The 21367-nt window shown below is 59.2% G+C and carries 17 protein-coding genes; 9 read left to right on the top strand and 8 right to left on the bottom strand.

Annotated elements, in window-relative coordinates; all coding sequences use genetic code 11:
• On the top strand, positions 1-1461 hold the full coding sequence (locus ACQZ6D_RS08115) for an aspartate ammonia-lyase (protein ID WP_112154452.1): 1461 nt from the start codon (positions 1-3) through the stop codon (positions 1459-1461).
• A 3-nt stretch (positions 1462-1464) separates the two neighbouring features.
• Positions 1465-2802 carry an NAD(P)/FAD-dependent oxidoreductase gene (locus ACQZ6D_RS08110; protein ID WP_448730294.1) on the top strand — a complete coding sequence of 446 codons (1338 nt, stop codon included), beginning with the start codon at positions 1465-1467 and terminating at the stop codon, positions 2800-2802.
• Between the two features lie 161 nt (positions 2803-2963).
• Here ACQZ6D_RS08110 and ACQZ6D_RS08105 read toward each other — a convergent pair whose 3' ends face one another.
• The 4 genes from ACQZ6D_RS08105 to ACQZ6D_RS08090 all read right to left on the bottom strand — a co-directional run bounded on the left by ACQZ6D_RS08105 (position 2964) and on the right by ACQZ6D_RS08090 (position 8247).
• The gene (locus tag ACQZ6D_RS08105; RefSeq protein ID WP_112154492.1) at positions 2964-4787 is read right to left on the bottom strand and encodes an ABC transporter ATP-binding protein; all 1824 of its coding nucleotides are present in this window, start codon (positions 4785-4787) and stop codon (positions 2964-2966) included.
• A 17-nt stretch (positions 4788-4804) separates the two neighbouring features.
• Positions 4805-5647 (bottom strand): ABC transporter permease, encoded by an 843-nt coding sequence (locus ACQZ6D_RS08100; RefSeq protein WP_013761254.1) that lies wholly within the window; start codon positions 5645-5647, stop codon positions 4805-4807.
• Positions 5644-6591 carry an ABC transporter permease gene (locus ACQZ6D_RS08095; RefSeq protein ID WP_013761253.1) on the bottom strand — a complete coding sequence of 316 codons (948 nt, stop codon included), beginning with the start codon at positions 6589-6591 and terminating at the stop codon, positions 5644-5646. The genes ACQZ6D_RS08100 and ACQZ6D_RS08095 overlap by 4 nt, the downstream gene beginning before the upstream one ends.
• Before the next feature lie 126 nt (positions 6592-6717).
• The gene (locus ACQZ6D_RS08090; RefSeq protein WP_111795256.1) at positions 6718-8247 is read right to left on the bottom strand and encodes an ABC transporter substrate-binding protein; all 1530 of its coding nucleotides are present in this window, start codon (positions 8245-8247) and stop codon (positions 6718-6720) included.
• Positions 8248-8723: 476 nt separating this feature from the next.
• On the opposite strand from ACQZ6D_RS08090, the gene ACQZ6D_RS08085 reads away from it, so the two are divergent.
• From ACQZ6D_RS08085 to ACQZ6D_RS08075, 3 genes are all read left to right on the top strand, one after another.
• Positions 8724-10775: a hydantoinase/oxoprolinase family protein gene (locus tag ACQZ6D_RS08085; RefSeq protein WP_026330945.1), complete on the top strand. Its 2052-nt coding sequence runs from the start codon at positions 8724-8726 to the stop codon at positions 10773-10775.
• Positions 10772-12424: a hydantoinase B/oxoprolinase family protein gene (locus tag ACQZ6D_RS08080; RefSeq protein ID WP_233283667.1), complete on the top strand. Its 1653-nt coding sequence runs from the start codon at positions 10772-10774 to the stop codon at positions 12422-12424. Before ACQZ6D_RS08085 ends, ACQZ6D_RS08080 begins: the two co-directional genes overlap by 4 nt.
• Positions 12425-12593: 169 nt before the next feature.
• Positions 12594-13358: an IclR family transcriptional regulator gene (locus ACQZ6D_RS08075; RefSeq protein WP_013761249.1), complete on the top strand. Its 765-nt coding sequence runs from the start codon at positions 12594-12596 to the stop codon at positions 13356-13358.
• On the opposite strand, the gene ACQZ6D_RS08070 is transcribed toward ACQZ6D_RS08075, so the two are convergent.
• Positions 13331-14005 carry a TetR/AcrR family transcriptional regulator gene (locus ACQZ6D_RS08070; RefSeq protein ID WP_003517531.1) on the bottom strand — a complete coding sequence of 225 codons (675 nt, stop codon included), beginning with the start codon at positions 14003-14005 and terminating at the stop codon, positions 13331-13333. The genes ACQZ6D_RS08075 and ACQZ6D_RS08070 overlap by 28 nt on opposite strands.
• Positions 14006-14164: 159 nt before the next feature.
• On the opposite strand from ACQZ6D_RS08070, the gene ACQZ6D_RS08065 reads away from it, so the two are divergent.
• On the top strand, positions 14165-16258 hold the full coding sequence (locus ACQZ6D_RS08065; RefSeq protein ID WP_448730295.1) for a hydantoinase/oxoprolinase family protein: 2094 nt from the start codon (positions 14165-14167) through the stop codon (positions 16256-16258).
• Complete coding sequence (locus ACQZ6D_RS08060; RefSeq protein WP_065705470.1) at positions 16255-17844, top strand: hydantoinase B/oxoprolinase family protein; 1590 nt, start codon at positions 16255-16257, stop codon at positions 17842-17844. Before ACQZ6D_RS08065 ends, ACQZ6D_RS08060 begins: the two co-directional genes overlap by 4 nt.
• A 154-nt stretch (positions 17845-17998) precedes the next feature.
• Here ACQZ6D_RS08060 and ACQZ6D_RS08055 read toward each other — a convergent pair whose 3' ends face one another.
• The gene (locus ACQZ6D_RS08055) at positions 17999-18517 is read right to left on the bottom strand and encodes an Lrp/AsnC family transcriptional regulator (protein ID WP_111795254.1); all 519 of its coding nucleotides are present in this window, start codon (positions 18515-18517) and stop codon (positions 17999-18001) included.
• Between the two features lie 160 nt (positions 18518-18677).
• Between ACQZ6D_RS08055 and ACQZ6D_RS08050 the strand changes: the two genes are divergently transcribed.
• Both ACQZ6D_RS08050 and ACQZ6D_RS08045 read left to right on the top strand, forming a co-directional pair.
• Positions 18678-19244 carry a PPC domain-containing DNA-binding protein gene (locus ACQZ6D_RS08050; RefSeq protein WP_025596087.1) on the top strand — a complete coding sequence of 189 codons (567 nt, stop codon included), beginning with the start codon at positions 18678-18680 and terminating at the stop codon, positions 19242-19244.
• Positions 19231-19638, top strand: coding sequence for a PPC domain-containing DNA-binding protein (locus ACQZ6D_RS08045; RefSeq protein ID WP_162633726.1), 408 nt, complete (start codon positions 19231-19233; stop codon positions 19636-19638). The genes ACQZ6D_RS08050 and ACQZ6D_RS08045 overlap by 14 nt, the downstream gene beginning before the upstream one ends.
• Before the next feature lie 38 nt (positions 19639-19676).
• Here ACQZ6D_RS08045 and ACQZ6D_RS08040 read toward each other — a convergent pair whose 3' ends face one another.
• Both ACQZ6D_RS08040 and ACQZ6D_RS08035 read right to left on the bottom strand, forming a co-directional pair.
• Positions 19677-20570, bottom strand: coding sequence for a PCC domain-containing protein (locus ACQZ6D_RS08040; RefSeq protein WP_111795253.1), 894 nt, complete (start codon positions 20568-20570; stop codon positions 19677-19679).
• Positions 20567-21346 (bottom strand): SDR family oxidoreductase, encoded by a 780-nt coding sequence (locus ACQZ6D_RS08035; protein WP_111795252.1) that lies wholly within the window; start codon positions 21344-21346, stop codon positions 20567-20569. The genes ACQZ6D_RS08040 and ACQZ6D_RS08035 overlap by 4 nt, the downstream gene beginning before the upstream one ends.
• Positions 21347-21367 lie beyond the last annotated feature (21 nt).

Genomic DNA, 21367 nt, shown 5'->3' with positions numbered 1-21367 from the left:
ATGGATGAAGGGCAAGCGGAAATGCGCCTGGAAGAAGATGCGCTCGGAACACGGCTGATACCGGCCGCCCTGGCCTATGGCATCCAGACGGCGCGCGCGGTCGAGAATTTCTCGATTTCCGGCCGGACGATCGCCGATATCGAAGGCTTCATCCCGGCGATTATTGCCATAAAGCAGGCTGCCGCACGGGCCAATTGCAGGGCCGGCGACCTTGATCCGCAGATCGCCGGGGCAATCGAAATGGCTGCGAGCGAACACGCTGTAATGCCAGGCAGGCAGGATTTTCCTGTCGATATCTATCATGGCGGCGGCGGTACTGCGGCCAATATGAATGTCAACGAAGTCCTGGCCAACAGGGCAAGTGAAATTCTGACCGGCAGGAAGGGACAGGATCCCGTTCATGCCAATACCCATGTCAACATGGCGCAATCCACTAACGATGTCATTCCCTCGGCAATGAAAATGGCGGTTGGGGGTGAACTGGCTGGCCTCCGCGCAGGTCTGGGCTCTCTCGTCGATGCTCTTCGGGTCAAGGAGAATGCCTTTCGCGACGTGGTCAAGCTTGGTCGAACCTGCTTGCAGGATGCGCTCCCTGTCACTTTCGGTCAGCAGTTTTCAGGTTATTCAGCCGCCTTTGAGCGACAGATGGCGGGGATGTCTGGTCTGGAAGACGTTTGTCTGCGGCTGCCGCTTGGCGCCACTGCCGTCGGCACTGCCTTTGGCGCCTCGCAAGCCTATCGCCGCTTCGTCTTCGAAGAATTGCAGGCACTGACCGGCAAATCTTATCAGCCGGAGGAGAATTTTTTCGACGCGCTGCAAAATGCCGACGATTGGGTGAGGATTTCAGCCGCATTGAAAGCAATCGCCCTGACCCTGTCGAAATTTGCGGCCGATCTGCGCCTGATGTCATCAGGACCGCGGGCGGGGCTTGCCGAGGTCACCCTTCCGGCGGTGCAGCCGGGTTCGTCGATCATGCCGGGCAAAGTCAATCCGGTTATGCCTGAAATGATGATGCAGGTCTCCTTCCGTGTGATCGGTAATGATGCCACAGTCACCCGCGCCGCCGAGGGTGAACTTGACCTCAATGTGTGGGAATCGATCATTCTCGAAGCCATCAGCGAAAGCATTCGTTTGATGCGACGCGCGATCCCGCTTTTTGTCTCCCATTGTATCTCGGGGATAACCGTCAATACGGAGCGCGGCCTCAGCGATGCATCCGGATCGCTCGCCCTGTCGACAGCACTGGTGGCGATCTACGGCTATCCGGCGGCATCTGCCGTCGCCAAGCATGCGGCCACCAACGGCCTGTCCGTCCAGGAGGCTTCCGAGGCTTGCGGACTGATGACGCGAGCGGAGGCCGACCTGCTTTTTTCCGATGTTGCAGCATTCGCAGACCCGGACCGGACCGAGCAACGGATCGCCAGCTTCCGCAACCGCACATCCACCCTCAACAGGCGCTAAAAAATGTCCAGAATAATCCCTGATGCCGTCTTGTCGTCGAAGACCCTGCCTGCGCACGTGGATGTCGTGGTTATCGGTGGCGGCATCATTGGCGTATCGACAGCGTTGTCGCTGGTCGAGCGTGGCATCAGCGTTGCCGTCTGTGAAAAGGGGCTGATCGCTGGTGAGCAATCGTCCCGGAACTGGGGCTGGGTGCGCCAGATGGGGCGTGATCCGGCCGAGTTGCCGCTTTCCATGGAAAGCTTGAGGCTCTGGAGAGGCATGAACGAGCGGGTCGGCGCCGAAACCGGGTTGCGCCAGTGCGGAATTGCCTATCTGTGCGAGACGGACGCTGACGTCGCCTTTTACGAGGAGTGGCTCCAACATGCCGCCTCAGTGGGTCTCGACTCGCGCATTGTGCGCGGTGAGGCAATGCACGCGCTGGTGCCGGGCATGGGCAGGCAGTTCAAGGCCGTGATGCACACTCCGAGCGATTGCAAGGCCGAGCCGTTCATGGCGGTTCCCGCCATGGCACGCGGTGCTGCCGCAAAGGGTGCCCATATCCTCACGGGCTGTGCGGTCCGGTCAATCGAACGCTCCGCCGGGAAGGTAAGCAGTGTGGTGACGGAACATGGCGAAATCCGCTGCTCTTCCGTCGTGCTGGCGGGGGGCGCCTGGTCCAGGCTTTTTGCAGGCAATATGGGAATTGATATTCCGATCCTCAAAATCCTGGGCAGCGTCGCGCGTCTGTCGGGTGTTGATGGCATGACGGATATGCCGGTGGGCGGTAACGATTTCGCCTTCCGTCGCCGTCATGATGGCGGCTTTACGGTAGCGCAGCGCAACGCGGATATCGCGCCCGTCACTCCGGATAGCTTCCGTCTGTTCGCCGACTACCTGCCGTCGCTCGTTAAAAACTGGCGGGCATTACGCTTTCGGACAGGCGGGCAGTTCCTGCGGGAAATGGCGATGCCCCGCCAATGGAAAAGTGACGCTGTGACGCCGTTCGAGCAGATCCGCGTTCTCGATCCCGTTCCGTCATCGAAGCTCATTTCCCAAGGTATCGACAAGTTGTCTAAGTCCTTCCCGGCATTTGCAAATGCCCGCATCACGGCTACCTGGGGCGGCCTCATGGATGTCACGCCGGATGCCGTTCCGGTGATCTCTGCTGCCAGTGCCATTCCCGGCCTTTATCTGGCCGTCGGATTTTCCGGCCATGGGTTCGGTATCGGCCCCGGTGCCGGAGCGCTGACGGCTGATCTGGTGACAGGCTCCAAGCCATGCGTCGATCCGGCGCCGTTCCGCCTGGAGCGTTTCGGGCGACTGCACCGCTCGCTGGAGAATTTGCGGTATGATTTTTAAAGATCAAGAGATAGCGTCCGGTGCGCGGCCCGCTTCTGCGAGACGTGCTACAGGCGAGCTGATACTTGCCGCGCCGGTCATCTCGCAGACATCTTACGGCTCGGAAAACGGCCAGGTTTCCCGTCAGGTCGTCCAGGCTGATACGGACGCCCAGGGCCAGATCAGGCCCACTCCTCATTCCACACCTGAACCATGTGGCCGGGTGTAACTTCGCGATATTCGCGGTGTGGCGGCGTGAAAGTTTTCGGCCGGATTGGGCTGCGCAACTCTGTATCAGCGAATTTGCGCCGCATATGCCTGCGTGAGGGATCTGGCAGCGGCACGGCCGATAGCAAGCGCCGGGTATAGGGATGTTGCGGATTGGAGAAAACAGCTTCGCGCGGTCCGGTCTCAACGATTTCGCCGAGATACATTACAGCTATGCGATGGCTCATGCGCTCGACAACTGCCATATCGTGGGAAATGAACAGCAGGCCGAGTTTCAGTCGTTCCTGAAGGTCCAGTAACAAGTTTACCACCTGAGCCTTGACTGAAACGTCGAGTGCCGAAACCGCCTCATCGGCAATGATGAGTTCGGGTTGGAGCGCCAGCGCTCTTGCGATGCAAATGCGCTGGCGTTGCCCGCCGGAAAACTCATGCGGATAACGGCTCGCCATCGCCCCAGCCAGACCAACTTCGCCAAGCAGATCACGCGCAAGCTTTCGGGCATTGCGGGGCGTTTCCAACCCATGGATCAAGAGAGGCTCCGCGATGGCGTTTTCAACTGTCAGGCGGGGATTGAGGCTGGCGAACGGGTCCTGAAAAATCATCTGAACTTGACGGGACAGGTCCGATCTGGTGAAGGAGCCAACATCCGCGCCGTGGATATGGATTGAGCCGGAATGCGGCCGGTTAAGCCCGGCCAGCAAGCGGCCAGTGGTCGATTTTCCGCAGCCCGATTCACCTACCAGCGCAAGTGTTTCACCTCGCGACAGCGAAAAGCTGACATTCTCGACCGCATGCACGCGCGAGTGCACCATCCGGGTGAAGGCGGATCGCATCTCGAACCGCGCCGACAGGTTCCTGACCTCGAGAAGCTTGCCACTCGCCGCGTCGATGGTATCGGGCCGCTTATTCTGTGGCAGTGCCTGTCCTGTTTCCATGTCGATAATCGGGAAAGGACTGGGGCCATCTTCGCCGGCAGAACCGAGTTGCGGCACCGCGGAAAGCAGGGCGCGCGTATAGGGCTTTTGCGGGCTGGCAAAGACTTCTGGTGTCGTGCCGGTCTCAATCTGGTCGCCACGATACATCACCAGTGTACGGTCGGCGATTTCAGCGACGACACCCATGTCATGGGTGATGAAAAGCACAGCGGTGCCTTCCTCTTCCTGCAGGGTTTTGATGAGGTCGAGGATCTGCGCCTGAATGGTGACGTCAAGCGCCGTGGTCGGTTCGTCGGCAATCAGAAGGGCGGGGCGACAGGCAAGTGCTATCGCAATCATCACGCGCTGGCGCATGCCTCCGGAAAACTGGTGCGGGTAATCGTCGATACGTTTGGCAGAGGAGGGAATCCGCACTTTCTCCATCAGTTTCAAAGTTTCCGTCCGTGCCACGCTTTTCGAAATACCGTTATGGGCAATCAGGGCTTCCGCGATCTGTTCCCCGACGGTCAGTACCGGATTGAGGCTCGTCATCGGTTCCTGGAAGATCATCGCCACCCGGTTGCCACGGATCTCTCGCATGCGAGCAGGGGAAGCGCCGATCAGTTCTTCGTCGTCGAGCTTGATCGAGCCTTCGATGCGGCTCGTCTTTTCCGGCAGAAGCTGCATCACGGACAGTGCCGTAACACTCTTGCCGGAACCGCTTTCTCCAACGATCGCAAGTGTTTCCCCGGCATGGATGTCTAGGTTCAGCTCGCGAACCACCGGGTTCAACGTGCCGTCGCGCAGGAATGAGACCTTGAGATTGCGGATGGAGAGGACAGGATGAGGCGTGGTTTCGGTCATTGTCACTTTTTCCTGTTTCATACGCCGCTCTTGCCGCCGCCCGCAAGGACGGCTCCTGCCGCCGAACGCGGATCGAGCCAGTCGCGCAGCAGATCGCAGACCCCGTTGAGCACGAGGATCATCACAACCAGCGCCAGACAGGGCCAGACAAGCAGCATGGGCTGATGAGCGATAGCCGCCCGGCCGGTTCCGATCATCAGCCCGAGTGAGGGCGAGGGAGGGACGACGCCGAGACCAAGGAAGGACAGGCCCGATTCAAGCACAACCGCCGCCGCCGTGACGAAGCTGGCCTGAACCAGAAGAGGTCCCATGATGTTGGGCAAAATGGTTTTCAACATGATGCGGATGTTACTGGCACCCATGGCCTGTACCGCCTCGACGTAATCCTGCGAGCGAACGGTAAGCACGCTGGCATAGGCGATGCGGGTGAAGCCGGGAACGAACACTGCGGCAAGCACGGGGATCAGTGTCATCGGGCCTGGCCCATAAAGGGTTACGGCGAGCATGGCGAGGAGAAGCGGGGGGAAACAGAGCACGACATCCATGGCCCTGAGCGTCAGGATTTCTGGAAAACCTCGCATGTAACCGCCGATAATGCCGAATGCGGTACCGATGACGCCAGAAAGGATGGAGGTCGAGAGGGCGATAAACAGCGAGATACGGATGCCGAAGACCAGCCGGGAGAGAATGTCGCGGCCCATTTCATCCTGCCCGAGCGGGAAAGCTGGAGATGGCCCGGCGAACCGCTGACCCATGGTCATCTTCAGGGGATCTGACAGGGGCAGTACTGGAGCAAGCAGGCATATCAGTGCGATGAGCGCGAGCAGCAGCGGCCAGACGAGACGAAGCGAGCGCGTCATTTGCGAATCCTCGGATCGGTGACACCGTAGACAATATCGACGATGAGGTTGAGCGTGATGAACAGGGCCGAAATGACCAGTATGACCGCAGTAACTGTGGGGTAGTCACGGGAATTGACGGCGCTGACCAGCATGCCGGACAAGCCCGGCCAGTTGAAGACATATTCCACCAGCACCGTGCCGCCGAACAGGCCGCCAAGATTGAGCGCGAAGACCGTGATGACCGGCATCAGCGCGTTGCGCAGCACGTGGCGGGCAATGATGCGCCGTTGCGGCAGACCCTTGGCGCGTGCGGTTCGGACATAATCCAGCGGCAGAACATCGAGCACTGAGGCACGCGCGATGCGCACGACGATCGCCGCAAGACCGAGCGCTATGGCGAAAGCGGGCATTGCCAGCAGGATCAGATGCTTGCCGGGGTCGTCTGAAATATTGACGTATCCACCGGCTGGCACCAGCTTCCACATCTGGGCAAAGACCAGAATTATCAATGTACCGGCGACGAAAACGGGGATGCCCTGGGCAAAACCGGCAAGAAAATTCGAGACGCGATCGAAACTGCCGCCCTGTCGCAAGGCTGCGACAACGCCGACCGGTAAGCCGATGATCAAACTGAGGATCGCGGCGGCTGCGATCAGCTCAAGTGTACGCGGCAGGCGTTTGGCAATTTCGGGTGCGACCGGTGAACCGTCGATCATCGAGTTGCCAAGATCAAAGCGAATGAGGCCGGACATCCGATCGACATATTGCGTCAGTATCGGCCGGTCGAGGCCCAGATCGTTGCGCAACTGCGCAACCGAAGCCGCGTCGGGCGTCGAACCTTCTCCTGAAAGCAGCAGTTCAGCCGGATCGCCTGGCACCATATAAATGGAAAGAAAGACGAGGCTGGTAACGACCCAGAGCAGCGCCAGAGAAATGGCAATTCGCTGCAGGAACCAGAACATGAAGACCCTCCGGCAGTCAGCCGTGCAACGTCAGCCTGAAAATACTTGCCTTTCAGGCCTCTTCCGCACGGAAGATGAGAAACGGGTGCCCGGACAGGCGAGTGCCGACCGGGCTAATTCCAGATGTTACGACAGCGAAAGCTCGTCGAAAAGGCGACCGGAGAAGGGAGAAATCTGGTCCGGAAGCATATGGAAATTGTTGACGCGCTTCAGGTGGGCAAAGCCGGTGGCGCGGTAGGAAAGACCGCAAAAAGGCGTGTATTCGATGACGAGCTTGTCGACTTCGGCATATATCGCCTTGCGCTTTTCCAGGTCGAACTCCGCACGGCCCTTGGCGAGCAGCTCGGTCAGGCCTGGAACCTCGAAATTGCGTGAGCGGAAGAAGGTAGGCGACAGCGTCGGGTCAATGAGGGCGCTTGTCGCATCCGGATCGAAGGTGTCGAGGCCGAGACCCTGAATGGCGAAATCGCCCTGGCCACGGTTACCCATGGTAACGCGGGTGGACCAGTCGGGCATCGTCAGTGTCACGTTGATGCCGACTTCAGCCAGATGGCCCTGGACGATGACGGCGGTATCGCGGTGCATGCCGTACTGCGCGGTCGAGAGCAAATTGACGGTCACACCTTCTGCTCCGGCCTCCTTAATCAGCGCCTTGGCGCGGTCGGGGTCGTAGCTTTGCCCCTTGGCGAGTTCGGCGTTGTAGAACGGAGTCGCGGACGAGCGCGGCACGCCTTCTAGAACCGCACCGCGCCCAAAGAACACGCCCTTGACGATCTCTTCGCGGCGAATGGCGAGGGAAACGGCGCGCCGCAGGCGCTGGTCCTTGAATGCACCAGCTCCGTTGAACGACAGGAACATGAAAGCGCCTGTGGCAGCTGTCTCAAGCGCAACACTGGCGTCCTTGTCGAGCTGGTCCATTGCGCTCCACGGAACGTAATCGATCACATCGACATCGCCCGCAGTGATCGCTGCAACACGTAGGTTTTCGTCGGCGTAGGCGGTGACACGAACCTTCTTGAAATGCGGCAAGCCGTCCTTGAAGTAATGCGCGGAGGCTTCGAAATCGAGGCCTACGCCCTTTTCTGCATTGGCCAGCGTGAACGGGCCTGCGCCTATGCCATGGTCCTGTTTGTCGGTCGAACCCTTGGCGATAATCTGCAGGAAGGGGTTGGCGAAGAGCGCCGGCAGCGCCGCGTTCGGTGATTTCGTCAGGAGCTTGAAGGTGCGGTCATCGACAATCTCGACCTTCTCGACTTCGAGCATCGCATCACGGGTATAGGCGCCGGAGCCCTCCGCCTTGATCTTCTCGATATTCCATTCGATGTCGGCCGAGGTGACGGGCTGGCCGTCGGAGAATTTAACATCCTTCAGCTTGATAACCCAGGCGCGGTCGCCGTCTCTGTCGAAGCTTTCGGCCAGTTCACCCACAAGTTTGCCTTCTGGCGTGTAGGCCATGAGGAAACGGTTGATCAGCGAAGAAACGAGTTGGCCGGCATAGCCGACATTCACCCACGGTTTCAGATGAGCGGGATAGGTGGAAAGGCCGATGCGCAACGTGTCGGAAGGGGCCTGCGCAAAGGTTCTGGACGCTCCGATGGCAAATGCGGCACCTGAAGCGGCGGTCAGTTTCAGAAGGGTACGGCGATCGAGTATCATGGTTAGTTCCCCATTATGTTTTGATACATGCTTGCCAGCCGGCGTGGACGATTTCGGCGCGCCACCTTTCCGGAAAAGTGTCGGTCCCGGTGGGCGTGATCTGGTCCCGTCGATATCGAAAACAATAAAGAGAGCCTTTTCCGGGTGTCAAGCGAAATTCCATTAATTAATTCATTGCAAAATCTTTGTGTCAAATAACGGAATAAGAACGCAAATTTTTCAACCTCTGGCGTAATTTTGACTTATAATCTAATTATAGGAATACCAAAAATATTCTGGTCGTAATAATGGAATTGAGATTGACAAGGGAATGAAGCCGATCTTAGGGTCTGAACAACTGGCCCGGATTGCCCGGCAGCCGTTTCTCCGGGGCCGAAGGCTTGGCTTTCGCAGCGGGCGGCGCATGCAATCAAGGCAGTGTCGCACGTCCTCCAGATGAGGCGTTGCCTTATGACATCCAGAAGAAGGAGCGAGCCATGGCATGGCGGATTGGCGTGGATTCCGGTGGTACTTTTACCGACGTTTGTCTGTTTGAGGATGAGACGGGCGAGGTGGTGATCTGGAAGGTTTCATCGACACCGGATGACCCTTCGCGCGGGATCACGCAGGGTGTGGCCGATGGCATCGAGCGCGTGGGCATCAAGGCCGAGGACGTTTCTTATGTCGGTCACGGTACAACGGTTGCCACAAACGCGCTCATTCAGGGTCGTGGCGCAAAAACAGGGCTTCTGACGACCGGTGGTTTCCGCGATCTGCTGGAAATCGGCCGTCAGAAACGCCCGGACCTCTATGATCTCCAGGCAGATAAGCCTGAACTTCTGGTCGAGCGTCACCTGCGCTTCGGTATTGAAGAGCGTGTTTTGGCCACTGGCACTGTTGAAACACCACTGGACGAGACCGCATTGCGCGAAGCGGTGCGGGCTCTGAAGGCCGATGGCGTAAAGGCGGTCGCAGTCAATTTTCTGTATTCTTTCATGCACGCCGAGCATGAGAAGATCGCGGCCCGCATTCTGGAAGATGAGTTTCCTGAAGCCTTCCATTCGCTGTCACACCGTATCGCGCCGGAATTCCGTGAGTTCGAGCGATTGTCGACCACGGTCGTCAATGCCTATCTTGGCCCCGTTATGCAGGGTTATGTGAAAGCGCTGTCCGGCAAGCTCACCGATCTCGGCATCACGGTTGCGCCGCAGCTCACCCAGTCGAATGGCGGCGTTATCGGCTTTGATGCTGCTGCCGAAATGCCGGTACGCACGGTTCTGTCCGGTCCCTCGACCGGTGTTGTCGCTGCCCAGGCTGTTGGTCGCATGACCGGCATCGACAACCTCATCACGTTTGACATGGGCGGTACCAGCTCTGACGTTGCACTGCTTGCTGATGGTCAGTGCCGAGTGGTGAACGAGTCGGTGGTCCACGGTTATCCGATCAAGGCTCCGATGCTCGATATACACACGGTCGGGGCCGGTGGTGGCTCGATCGCCTATATCGATTCCGGCAATCACCTGAAAGTCGGTCCACGTTCTGCAGGCGCCAATCCTGGTCCGGCCTGCTACGGCCTTGGCAATGACGAGCCGACGGTCACTGACGCCAATGTCGTACTTCAGACACAGAACCCGGAATATCTGCTCAACGGCCGAATGAAGATTGACCGTTCGCTGTCGGTAAAGGCCGTCGAGCGGCTTGCGGAAAAGCTCGATATGGGCGTTCTGGAAACCGCGAACGGCATTCTCGACATCGTGACGGCCAACATGGCCAAGGCCATTCGCGTGATTTCCGTCCAGCGTGGTCATGATCCGCGTGACTACGCGCTGGTCGCCTTCGGCGGAGCGGGTCCGGTGCATGCCGTGCGTCTGGCCCGTGAGCTGGGCATGAAGCGCATCGTCGTGCCGAAGACGCCGGGCGTCTTATGCGCTCTTGGCCTTTTGATGACGGATCTGAGAACGGACTTCTCTGCGACTGTCCTGCATCGCCTCGACCAGGTGGCGTCGGGAACGATCTCCACGCTTTATGATGGCCTTTCAGCTCAAGCCAATGCCTGGTTCGAGCGTGAGAAAATCGCACCAGCCGCCCGCGTTGTCACCCGCACCGTCGATTGCCGCTACGCCGGCCAGAATTACGAGATCGCAGTCGCCTTGCCGGAAGGCCCGATCACCGAGGAAACCTTCCGCCTCGTCAAGGAGCGTTTCGAGCAGGCGCATCGCCAGCTCTATGGCTTCATCGCCGAAGGTGAGCCGGTGCAGCTTGTTACCTATCGTTTGGTCGCAAGCGGCGTTGTCGAAAAAGCAGCGTTCAAGGCCCGCGAGATCGAGGGCGAGGATTCCTCTGCTGCGATCTCCGGCAAGCGTGATGTCTGGATGGCCGAAGCCGGCGGTTTTACTGCAGCGTCGCTCTATAACCGCGATCTGCTGAAACCCGGTAACGTCGTCGCCGGTCCTGCCATTATCGACCAGATGGATTCGACCACGGTTCTGCCACCTGGATATGTCGCCACGGTCGATGCCTATCTCAACCTCATCGTGGAGGGAAAATGATGACGAATGCAGCCATCGCACAGAACACTGCTGCAGCACTCAATCCGATAACTGTCGAGGTCATCGGCAGCGCATTTGCCTCCACCGTCGAGGAAATGGGAGAGGCGCTCGTTCGTGCCAGCTATTCCACCAATATCAAGGAACGCCGCGATTGCTCGACGGCACTGTTCGACGCCAGGGGGGCAATGCTTTGCCAGGCAGAACATATCCCGATGCATCTCGGCTCGTTTATCGGCTTTATTCCCTATATTCTGGAACATGTGGGCGCGGATAGTCTTGCTCCCGGCGACGTGTTTATCGGCAACGACGCCTATGAGGGTGGCGGCACCCATCTGCCGGATATCGTTCTGGCGGAGCCGATTTTCCAGGACGGCAAGTTGATCGCCTGGGCGATCAATACAGCGCACCATTCCGACTTCGCAGATCGCGGCCATGCCCACATATATCAGGAAGGCCTGCGCATCCCCCCGGTTCGCCTCTATCGAAAGGGCATTCTTCAGGAAGACATCCAGAAGCTGTTTCTCCTGAACTGCCAGGTGCCGCATGAGCGAATGTCGGACCTGCGCGCCCAAATGGCAGCGAACCGCCTTGGCGTGACGCGCCTCAAGGAACTCTGCGACAAGTATTCCACCGGAACGGTTCTCGCTGCTGGTCGCGAACTGATGGACTATGCCGAACGCAAGATGCGCGCCGGCATCGCTTCCATTCCGGATGGCACCTACAGCTTTTCGGATATGTTCGATGCGGAATCGCTGCGGGACGAGCTCGAATTTTCGGTGACAATTACAGTCAAGGGTGACGAGATGCATCTTGATTTCGTCAGCCCGCCGCAGGTTCGCGCGGGTCTGAACGTGGTCTATACCGCTCTCCTCTCCACAGTCTATTATGCGGTGAAGACCGTTGTTGATCCAACCGTCCTGCCGAATGCCGGTCTGGCCCGGCCCATCCATGTGACGGCGAAAAAGGGCACATTGCTCAATTGCGCTCACCCGGCCGCAGTCGATGGCCGCATTGCCGCATGCCAGCGCGTGGTCGATCTCATCCATGGCGCACTCGCGAAGGTGGTTCCGCACCGCGTCACCGCGGCCTGCAACGGATCTGTCGCGGTTGCGAGCTTCTCTGGTACACGCGCGGACGGCAGCCTCTGGGTCTATCTCGAAACTATCGGTGGCGGCTTCGGGGCGCGGCATAACAAGGATGGTCTGGACGGCGTGCATGTCCACATGACCAATACGTCCAACCTGCCACTGGAATCGCTTGAAACCGAGTATCCGCTGACGCTGGTTGCTTATGAACTAGTCGACGGTTCCGGTGGTGGCGGACAGTTCAGGGGTGGCATGGGTCTTCGCCGCGTGTATCGCGCAGAAGCAGATTGCCGGGTCTCCATCGGTGGCTCCCGCTTCGTCTCGCGCCCCTGGGGTCTGGATGGTGGCCTTGCAGGTGGTCTTGGCTCCTTTACCATTCTCGGTGCGCCCGAGCGGCTGGTGAATGGTGCCGGCGACATCTTCAAGGGTGACATTCTCGAGATCGTAACGCCCGGTGCCGGCGGATATGGCGAGCCCTCCATGCGCGACCCGGCATCCATTGCAGCCGACGTCCGTGACGGACGCATTTCCTCCGAAGCGGCCAAATCCGTTTACGGGCTCTGATTTCCCAAGCTGGCCCGGTTTCCCTCCATAGGGAGCCGGGTCTTTTTTGGGCGAGCGGCTTGAGGTTCCAATTTTTTAACCCGCTTGACTACCCATGCCATATTGCCTAATCCAGTTCCAATTATCGGATTTTAATGAATGATATATTCACCGAAACCCAGGGGACAGCATGGCAAAGCAATCGTCCAGCAATGTCGAACGCGGTGCGGAAATTCTTCTGGCGCTAGGCAATGCGGGTGTCGGCGGCATGAGCCTTGCTGAAATCGCAGATGGGATCGGTGATGCTAAATCGGCGGTGCATCGGGCTCTGACGGGACTGTCTCATTACGGTTTTGTTGAGCAGAGCGGTCGGCGCGGCAACTACAGGCTGGGTAGCGCGATTTATGCGCTGGCGCAGCGCGTGCCAGGTATTGGTGATCTGGTCGATCTCTTCCGTCCGGCGCTTATTTCCATCACCGCCGGCACAAACATATCAAGTTTTCTCATGGCGCGGTCGGGTTTCGAATCCGTTTGCCTCGATTTCCAGCTCAGCGCGGCGCCGGTCCAACCCTTGCTTTCGGGCGTGGGCGGGCGTCTGCCGCTTGGTATCGGCCATGCCGGGGTTTGCATGATGGCGCGGCTTGACAGGGAATCCCGCGAACGCATCCTCGAAATCAACGCCCCGCATTACGAGCAATGGCAGATCGAAACGGATACCATCCGCGCCGAGATCGAGATGTTCCTCGAAAAAGGCTATGTGATCGGCACGCGCAAGGCGGCGGGGTACGAGGTCTGGACGCTTTCCTTTGCGCCCGCGCCCGGTGACAATCGTTATGGCGAAACCGGGGTTTCTCTGCTTGCGCTGGCCAACAGCGTTTCGGATGACGAGGCACAGCGCTGCGTCGCGCTGATGTCTGAAGCACTGCCCTACAAGTGGTCCGGCCTCAACGCGTAACGCCGGATCATTTCCTGGATATGGGCAAGGCGCGCGCTGCGCGCCGGTTCAGCGAGAACATCCCGCCCGAAGGTAAAGCGGATGGTGTGTGCCGTGGAGACCGTGGCCCAGCACAGATTCGAGATTGACAGCCATAACTCGACAGGGTCCAACCGAGGGCGAAACACGCCAGCTGTGACGCCACGCTCCAGAATGCCCGCCACCATCCGGGAAATATTTCCGGCATATACCGTTTCGGGCTCCGATTCGCGGATGTTCTCGCCACCGTGCAGGTTCTCGATGCCGACAAGCGTCAGGAAGCCCTGATTGTTCCGGTAGTAGTCAAAGGTGAACTCCACAAGCCGGTCGAGCGCAGCAACCGGATCCGAAGGCATCGCCAGCGATTCCTCTGCATCGCGCATCGCCCGGTAAGCGTCTTCCAGCACATGCCGGAACAACACTTCCTTGCGGGAAAAATGCCGATAGACAAGTGCCTTGTTAACGCCAGCCGAATGGGCGATAGCCTCGATATTTGCACCTTCCAGACCGTGGGCAACGAATTCGCCTGCCGCAGCCACAAGAATGGCCTTGCGGGTGCGCGAAGTGCGCGCCGCGTGTGATCCTGGCGGCTTTTCCTTCACCTTTGTTGCCTGCGGCCTGTCGTTCATTCATGTCGTCCTTCCGTGGCCGGTGAATATCATCTTTGTCTCGTCTTGTCCTCTCTTCGGCAGGGAACGAATTTTGCAGCGTTGTCGCCAACAGCTCTTTACAGCTCCCGTTGCTTCTGTTTTTGTAACGACAACGTTACTGTTACACAAGAGGCAGTTATGACCCCGCATATACGTGTCGCATCCGACGTCGGCGGAACTTTCACCGACAGCATTGCCTATGACGAGACGACGAGAACAATTACGGTCTCGAAGGTATCGACCACGCCGGTCAACCGTGCGCTCGGCACGCTTGAAGGCCTGCGAAACGCCCTGGGCCTGCAGGGCGCGAGCGGTGCGGATGTTGCGTATGTCGGCCATGGCATGACAACGGCAACCAATGCCGTGATCCAGCGCAATGGCGCAAAGACGGCATTTCTCACCAATCACGGCTTTCGCGATCTCCTTGAAATCGGCCGCCAGAACCGACCGACGCTGTTCGATCTGACCAGGGTGAAGCCTGAACCGTTGGTGCCGCGCGAACTTTGTTTTACGGCGCGGGGCCGTATTCTGCCGACAGGTGAAGAGTTGCAGCCGCTCGACGAGGCCGATGTGCGCGCGGCTGGTGAAGCGATGAAGGCGGCTGGCGTCGAGGCCGTCGCCATCCTTTTTCTCCACTCTTACGCCAATCCCTCCCATGAGTTGCGGGCGCGCGATATTCTGACTGAAGTCCTCCCAGATGTGGCAATTTCCGCTTCGGTCGAGGTGAATGCTGAATTCCGCGAATACGAGCGCGGCTCGACGGCGGTGCTCAATGCCTATCTTCGTCCGGTCATGGACCGTTATCTGTCTTCGCTCTCCGGTATGTTGCAGGATGAGAAGGAAGGGCTGGGCCTTGGCCGCGACCGTCCGGTTATGGTGATGGATGCGGCCGGTGGACTGATGAGCCTCGAAGGAGCGCGCCTCAAGCCCGTCCATACCGTTCTATCCGGCCCCGCCGGTGGTGTGGTCGCCAGCGCGCATGTGGCTATGCTGGCAGGTATTCCCGATATCATCACCATGGATATTGGTGGAACGTCCACGGATATCAGTCTCATCCGGGCTGGACGGCCGGAAATTACCCGTTCGGCCAGTCTCGAAACCGTGCCGATCCGCCTGCCGGTTATCGATATTAATGCTATCGGTGCGGGCGGTGGTTCCATTGCCTGGATTGATGACGGTGGGGCGTTGCGTGCGGGGCCGATGAGCGCCGAGGCGGTGCCGGGCCCCGTTTGCTATCGTCGCGGTGGAACGTTGCCGACAGTTACCGATGCCAATCTTGTGCTGGGGCGGTTCTCGCCGCAATCGCGTCTGGGCGGTTCGATGACACTTGATCTGGATGGGGCCCATAAAGCCATCAACGATGTCATTGCCCAACCACTTGGTCTTGATGTCTATGAGGCGGCGGCAGGAATATTGCGCGTAGCCCATGCCAACATTGTTCGGGGCATCCGCGTTGTTTCCGTGGAACGTGGTTATGATCCACGTGATTTCGCGCTTGTGCCATTCGGCGGTGCGGGACCGATGCATGGCAGCCCCGTAGCCCGCGAACTCAAGATGCCGCGTGTAATGGTGCCGCCGACCCCTGGCATTCTCTGTGCGCTGGGACAGCTGATTTCAGACCTGCGCCACGATTTCGTCGAAACACACGTCGTCCCCTATGCCGCCAATAGCGAAGCTGAAGCGGCTTTGCGCATCAAGCGCCTGACTGACCGCGCCGACGGCCATCTCGATCATGATGGCGTCGAGCCGGACCGGCGCGACGTGGAAATACGCATCGACATGCGCTATCAGGGCCAGTCGTTTGAACTGTCAGTGACGGTGAATCCGGGCGAACCCTGTTGGTGGGCCGACCTTCCTCGCCGGTTTCACGCCGCGCACCGGGCCCGCTTCGGTCATGCTGACGAAAACGCCGCAATCGAGATCGCTGGCTTCGGCGTCACAGGTATCGGCCGCATCAAAACGCCGGTGCTTCCCGACCTCGACGACGGAGGCCCTGTGCCCGACGGCGATGCCCGGACCGGCGAACGCCCGGTCTATTACGAGACTGGCGATACCGGCGCGCGTGGCGCCTTCTATAAGGCGGCGGTCTACGCCCGGGAAAAGCTCAAGGCTGGCAACATGATATTCGGCCCCGCCATTATCGAGGAAGTTTCTTCGACCACCGTTCTTTATCCTGCCGACCGTCTCACGGTTCACAAATCAGGCAGTCTGATCGTTGAGGTAGCAGAATGACCATGTTTGATCCGATCCGTCTCGAAGTTCTGCGAAATGCCCTGGAAGCAACCGCGCAGGAAATGGGCGTCGTGCTGAAATGCACTGCCTTTTCGCCCAACATTAAAGAACGCATGGACGCATCCTGCGCAATCTTCAACGCGAATGCGGAGCTGGTCGCGCAGGCCGAGCACGTACCGGTGCATCTTGGTTCCATGCTGAGGGCCGTTGCGCCGACACTTGCACAGTTGCCACCGCTCAAGGAAGGCGATGTCGTCATCGTCAACGACCCTTTCGTTGCCGGCGCGCATCTGCCCGACATCACGTTGATAGCTCCCGTTTTCGCCGCAGGTGAACTCGTTGCGCACGTGGCAAGCCGCGCGCACCATTCTGATGTCGGAGGCATGGAGCCCGGTTCGATGCCCGGCAGCTCAACAGAGATTTTCCAGGAGGGACTGATCATTCCGCCAGTCCTACTTTACGACGGAGGTGCGGAACAGGCCGGTATCATGCGCATGGTGCTTGCCAATGTGCGCACGCCGGAAGAGAGGCGCGGTGATCTCAATGCCCAGTTGGCGGCTCTCAGGATCGGGGAGACCCGCCTGCAGGAAATGGTGGGGCGTTTCGGTGTCGATGGGCTGAAACAGGGCCTGTCGGCCATTCTTGACTATTCCGAGCGGCGCATGCTGAAGCGCCTCGCTGAGTTGCCGCCCGGCCGCTACGAGGCCGAAGACTGGCTGGATGACGATGGATCAAGCCCGGAGAAAGTCCTGATCAGGGTTGCCGTCGATGTTGCGCCCGACCGTCTGGTATTCGATTTTGCAGGAACCGCGCCTCAGCGGCGTGGCAATGTCAATGCGGTCAAGCCGATGACACACTCGGCTGTGTTCTACGCCATCAAGATACTGACCGACGCAACACTTCCGCCAAATGCCGGCGTGTTGCGTCCAGTCGAAATTCACATTCCGCAGGGCTGTTTCCTCGATGCCCAGCCGCCGGCCGCCGTCTGCGCGGGCAATACTGAAACCACGCAACGCGTGGCAGACACGGTACTGCGCGCCTTTGCGCTTATCGCGCCCGATCGCATCGCCGCCGCCAGTCAGGGGACGATGAACCTGATCGGCATTGGTGGACGTGATCCCCGAAGCGGAAGGCCCTATACCTATATCGAGACGATTGGCGGGGGGCAGGGCGGCCGTCCCTATGGTGCAGGCATGCATGGCGTGCACGCAAATATGTCGAACACGCTCAACACCCCGATCGAGGCGCTTGAAATCAGCTATCCGCTGCGTATCGAACGTTACGAGCTGCGCCAGGGATCGGGCGGGACGGGGCACCATGCCGGCGGCGAAGGCCTGATCCGCGCCATTACAGCGGTGGATCACGAGGCGCGTGTTTCACTTCAATCCGACCGTCGGATCACTGGTCCTTACGGTCTGCATGGCGGTGACGCCGGCGCGACGGGACAAAACTCGGTCATCGATGCGGCCGGCATTGCGACACCGCTAGCCGGCAAAGGCTCGGTAACGCTTTCGTCTGGAGAAACGGTCGTCGTGGAAACGCCCGGCGGCGGCGGCTGGGGGAGGGTTCCGGTTCAGATCGAATAGAGACGCTAGAGTCTCCCGCATACCTTGGACATCTGCGATCTTCTGCGGCACGCCATTGCCCGGAAACGACAATTTCAAGTCGGTTCGGTCACCAGCTGAGGAACGAAGGGGGCGCAGACGCGACTACTACCTTTTTACCCGCAATCCGCTGCCGCTATCTTGCCGGCACGCGGCCGGGGCCAGTCGCTTCCATTGATGGAGGTTCGGGATCGGGTACGATTGATAATGTGTGTTTGAGACATTTAAGTGCGAAACAGGATCGGGAGTGGCGTACACCCTCGATCTTGTAGAGCTTCCGGCGCAGAAACTGCTCGTAGCCTGCGGTTCCTGCCACCGCCACCTTGATGAGATAATCATATTCGCCTGTCGTCAGATAGGCTTCCAGCACCTCCGGAAGAGCCGCCATCGCCTCTCCGAAGCGTTCCAGAACCTCGTCGTCGTGGCGCTCCAGCATCACCTCGATGATAACAGTTTCGGTCAGTCCAAGCTTGGCCTGATCGAGAATGGCGGTATAGCCGCGAATGACCCCTTCGTCTTCCAGCCGCTTGACACGCTGCCAGCAGGGACTGGGCGACAACCCCACCTTTTCCGAAAGCTCCGCATTGCTCAACCTGCCGTTCTCCAGCAGGGTGCGCAATATCTTGCGGTCAATTCTGTCCAGCGGTTTCGTCATCCCGGTCTCCCCACAATGCGTTGCAAAAAACCTGCCGTCACTGCGGCAGACTGCGAAAGAAATGTTTTCAGATGGGCGGTTTGGCGCTGGCATTCGAAAGCACCTTCCGTTGATTTTTAAGTACCGTACTGCAAGGTACAGGCAGCAGGGAGGAGCAGGCGTGGCACCCGTAGAACAGCATCATTTTCCAAGGCCAAGAACGTTGATCCACCCCGGCATTTCCTCGCCGGTGCGCATCAACAGCCTGCACTCGCCATCCGCGCGCCACGTGCGGCTGTTCATTGCGGCGGGCCGCAGTCTTTATGATGGAATCGTGCAGCCGCTTTTTGAAAACGGCATTGAGAATGCCTCGCTCACCATTCTTGGCGGCTATTTCGACATATTGTCCTATTGCGTCGCCCCGCCCGACCCTTCCGGCAAGGCGGTCATTGCCTATACGAAACCCATCGATGCCGGTGCGGCCTGGCTTGTGTTCGGCAATGCTACGCTCGGGCGCAGCATGAAGGGCGAGCCGATTGTTCATTGCCATGCCGCCATGCGCACCGCGGCAGGTGTGGTCAAGGGCGGCCATCTGCTGACTGAATCCTGTATTGTTGGCGAGAGCGGCGTTTCTGCCCTGGTGACCTCACTAGACAGTTTCGTGCTGCAGCAATCCTTCGACCCTGAAACCAACATTCCCCTTCTTCAACCCAGGAACCGTACGGAGCGCGCCGATGAACACGCATAACACTGTAGAAACCGGATCCATGGGGCGTGTGGCCTATGCCCGTATCGCACCCAATGAAGACCTTGTTCTCGGTGTCGAAAAACTGTGCCTTGCCGAAGGTTTTCGAAATGCCTTTGTGCGCGGTGCGCTGGGCAGTCTCGTCGATGCCTGTCTCGGCACCCGCAGCGGAGCGTTCTTGCAAATACGCGGTCCCGCCGTGGAAATCGTCTCCATTGCCGGCGAAGTGCGTGCCCAGCCGGACGGCTCGCTGCGCGCCTCGCTGACCGGTGTCGTCGCCGATACCGAAGGTTCGGTTTATGGCGGTCCCTTCATCGCCGGAGCTAACCCGGTTTGCATGACTTTTGAAGTGACGCTGGAAGAGTGGTTGCCTGCGGAAAAGCCGCAGGCGGCGTGAGTTGTCGTCAGGCGGGCCGGTGAGTTGCGCAGCGCAACTCATGCGGCGTGCCCCTGTCTTTCGGTCAGAAGTAGCTCGAAAGTAACGCAAACCGGGTTCTTGCCGCGCACCAGCCGCCCGCCGCTGATATGTGTGGTGAGGTCCACCATCGCAATATCCAGCATTGCTTGTCGGTCTCCCGACGCGGCCGTGGCGATACGGCCGTTTCTTATGAGGATTTCGCTCGCGTAGGCAGTGAGGATTGTTCCGTCTTCATAATCCGCACCGACCAGGCTGCCAATTCCATTGACTTCGGCTTCTCGCAGGCCAAACTGGGCAGAGACCTCTTCGAGTGCCGTGCATATATCGGTATTGGGGCGCACTGTGCATAAAAGTGCCCGAAGACCCGAACTCTTCTGGCGGCGCTGCTGCGCGATGGGTGTAAAAAGGGGGAAATTGGTTTCCTCATCCTTTTGCACATCGAGGATCGCTCCATCTAGCGCCAGAGCTTCAAGCGGTGTTTCTACAGCAAATTCGGTCTCGAAAGGCAGCAGATGCCCCATGGAGACAACGCCGTCGGCACTCTTCCATGAACCATGGCAATGCAGAAACGGCGCGCTATCACGCCGGCCCATATGCAGGCCGGCATCGATGATTGTGCCACCCGGCATGGAAAAGGTTTCGCTATACCATGCGGCATGGGCGTCATCCGGTGCGGCTGCCGGCATGACATAATGCAACCGTTTCATCGGTACGTTCTTCAGTCTGACGTAACCACCTTCGAACCCCAACTCCGCAAAGGCATCGGCAATCGCTTCATTGGCGCTTACGCCGGACCGGACCGTCAGCGTAACAGGATAGGCATGGCAGCCGACGGCGCGAAAGCGTTCAGGCGTTATCGGTCCGGGATGGACGATGTGGCGGGGAAGCTCTTGCGTGCCTGTCTCCGTCATACCGCAAGCCCCGCGGTAATGAAGCCCCCATCCACGGCGAGCACCTGTCCGTTGATGTAGCTTGCGTCATCCGACACCAGGAAGGCCACGGCAGAAGCGATCTCGTCCGTCCTGCCATAGCGATGCATCGGAACGCGGCTATGCCATTGGTCGCGAACATTTTCAGTATGAACCGCCTGGGTGAGGGGGGTATCGACCGGACCGGGCGCAATCGCGTTGACACGAATGCCCGATTGCCCCAGCTCGTTTGCCATTACCATCGTCAGAAGATTGACGCCGCCTTTCGAAGCGCCATAGGCACTGCGGCCACGATTTCCACACATGCCGGAAACAGAGCTGATATTCACGATCGAGCCGGCAATATCGCGCTCCAGCCAGTAACGTGCGGCAGTGCGCGCTACCGCGAAGCTGCCGACGAGATTGACATCAACGATGCGGCGAAATTCTTCGACGCTTGTGTCGACGGACAGTTTGTCGATACCGATGCCGGCGCTGTTGACGACGGCGACCAGATCAACCGCATGATCGGAATTTCCCGCGGTCAGGGCGGCGAAAGCCATCTCTATCGATGCCTCGTCCGCAACGTTGCAGACGATGCCGCGCGAGAGATCGATACCGAGCTTTTCGCAGGCTATATCCAGCGCCTCGCGCTTGAGATCCAGCAACCATGGCTGCCAGCCGCGCGCCATCAGGAGATGCGCAGTGGAGAAACCGATGCCGGATGCACCGCCGGTGATCGCGACGGCCCCTTTTGTCCCTGTCTTCTCTTGTGTCATGCCGTCTCCTCCCGATTGAAT

Source organism: Agrobacterium sp. 22-3639C2 (assembly GCF_053522105.1).
Note: the sequence above shows the minus strand (reverse complement) of the source record. Positions and strands in the feature narration are given on the sequence as shown.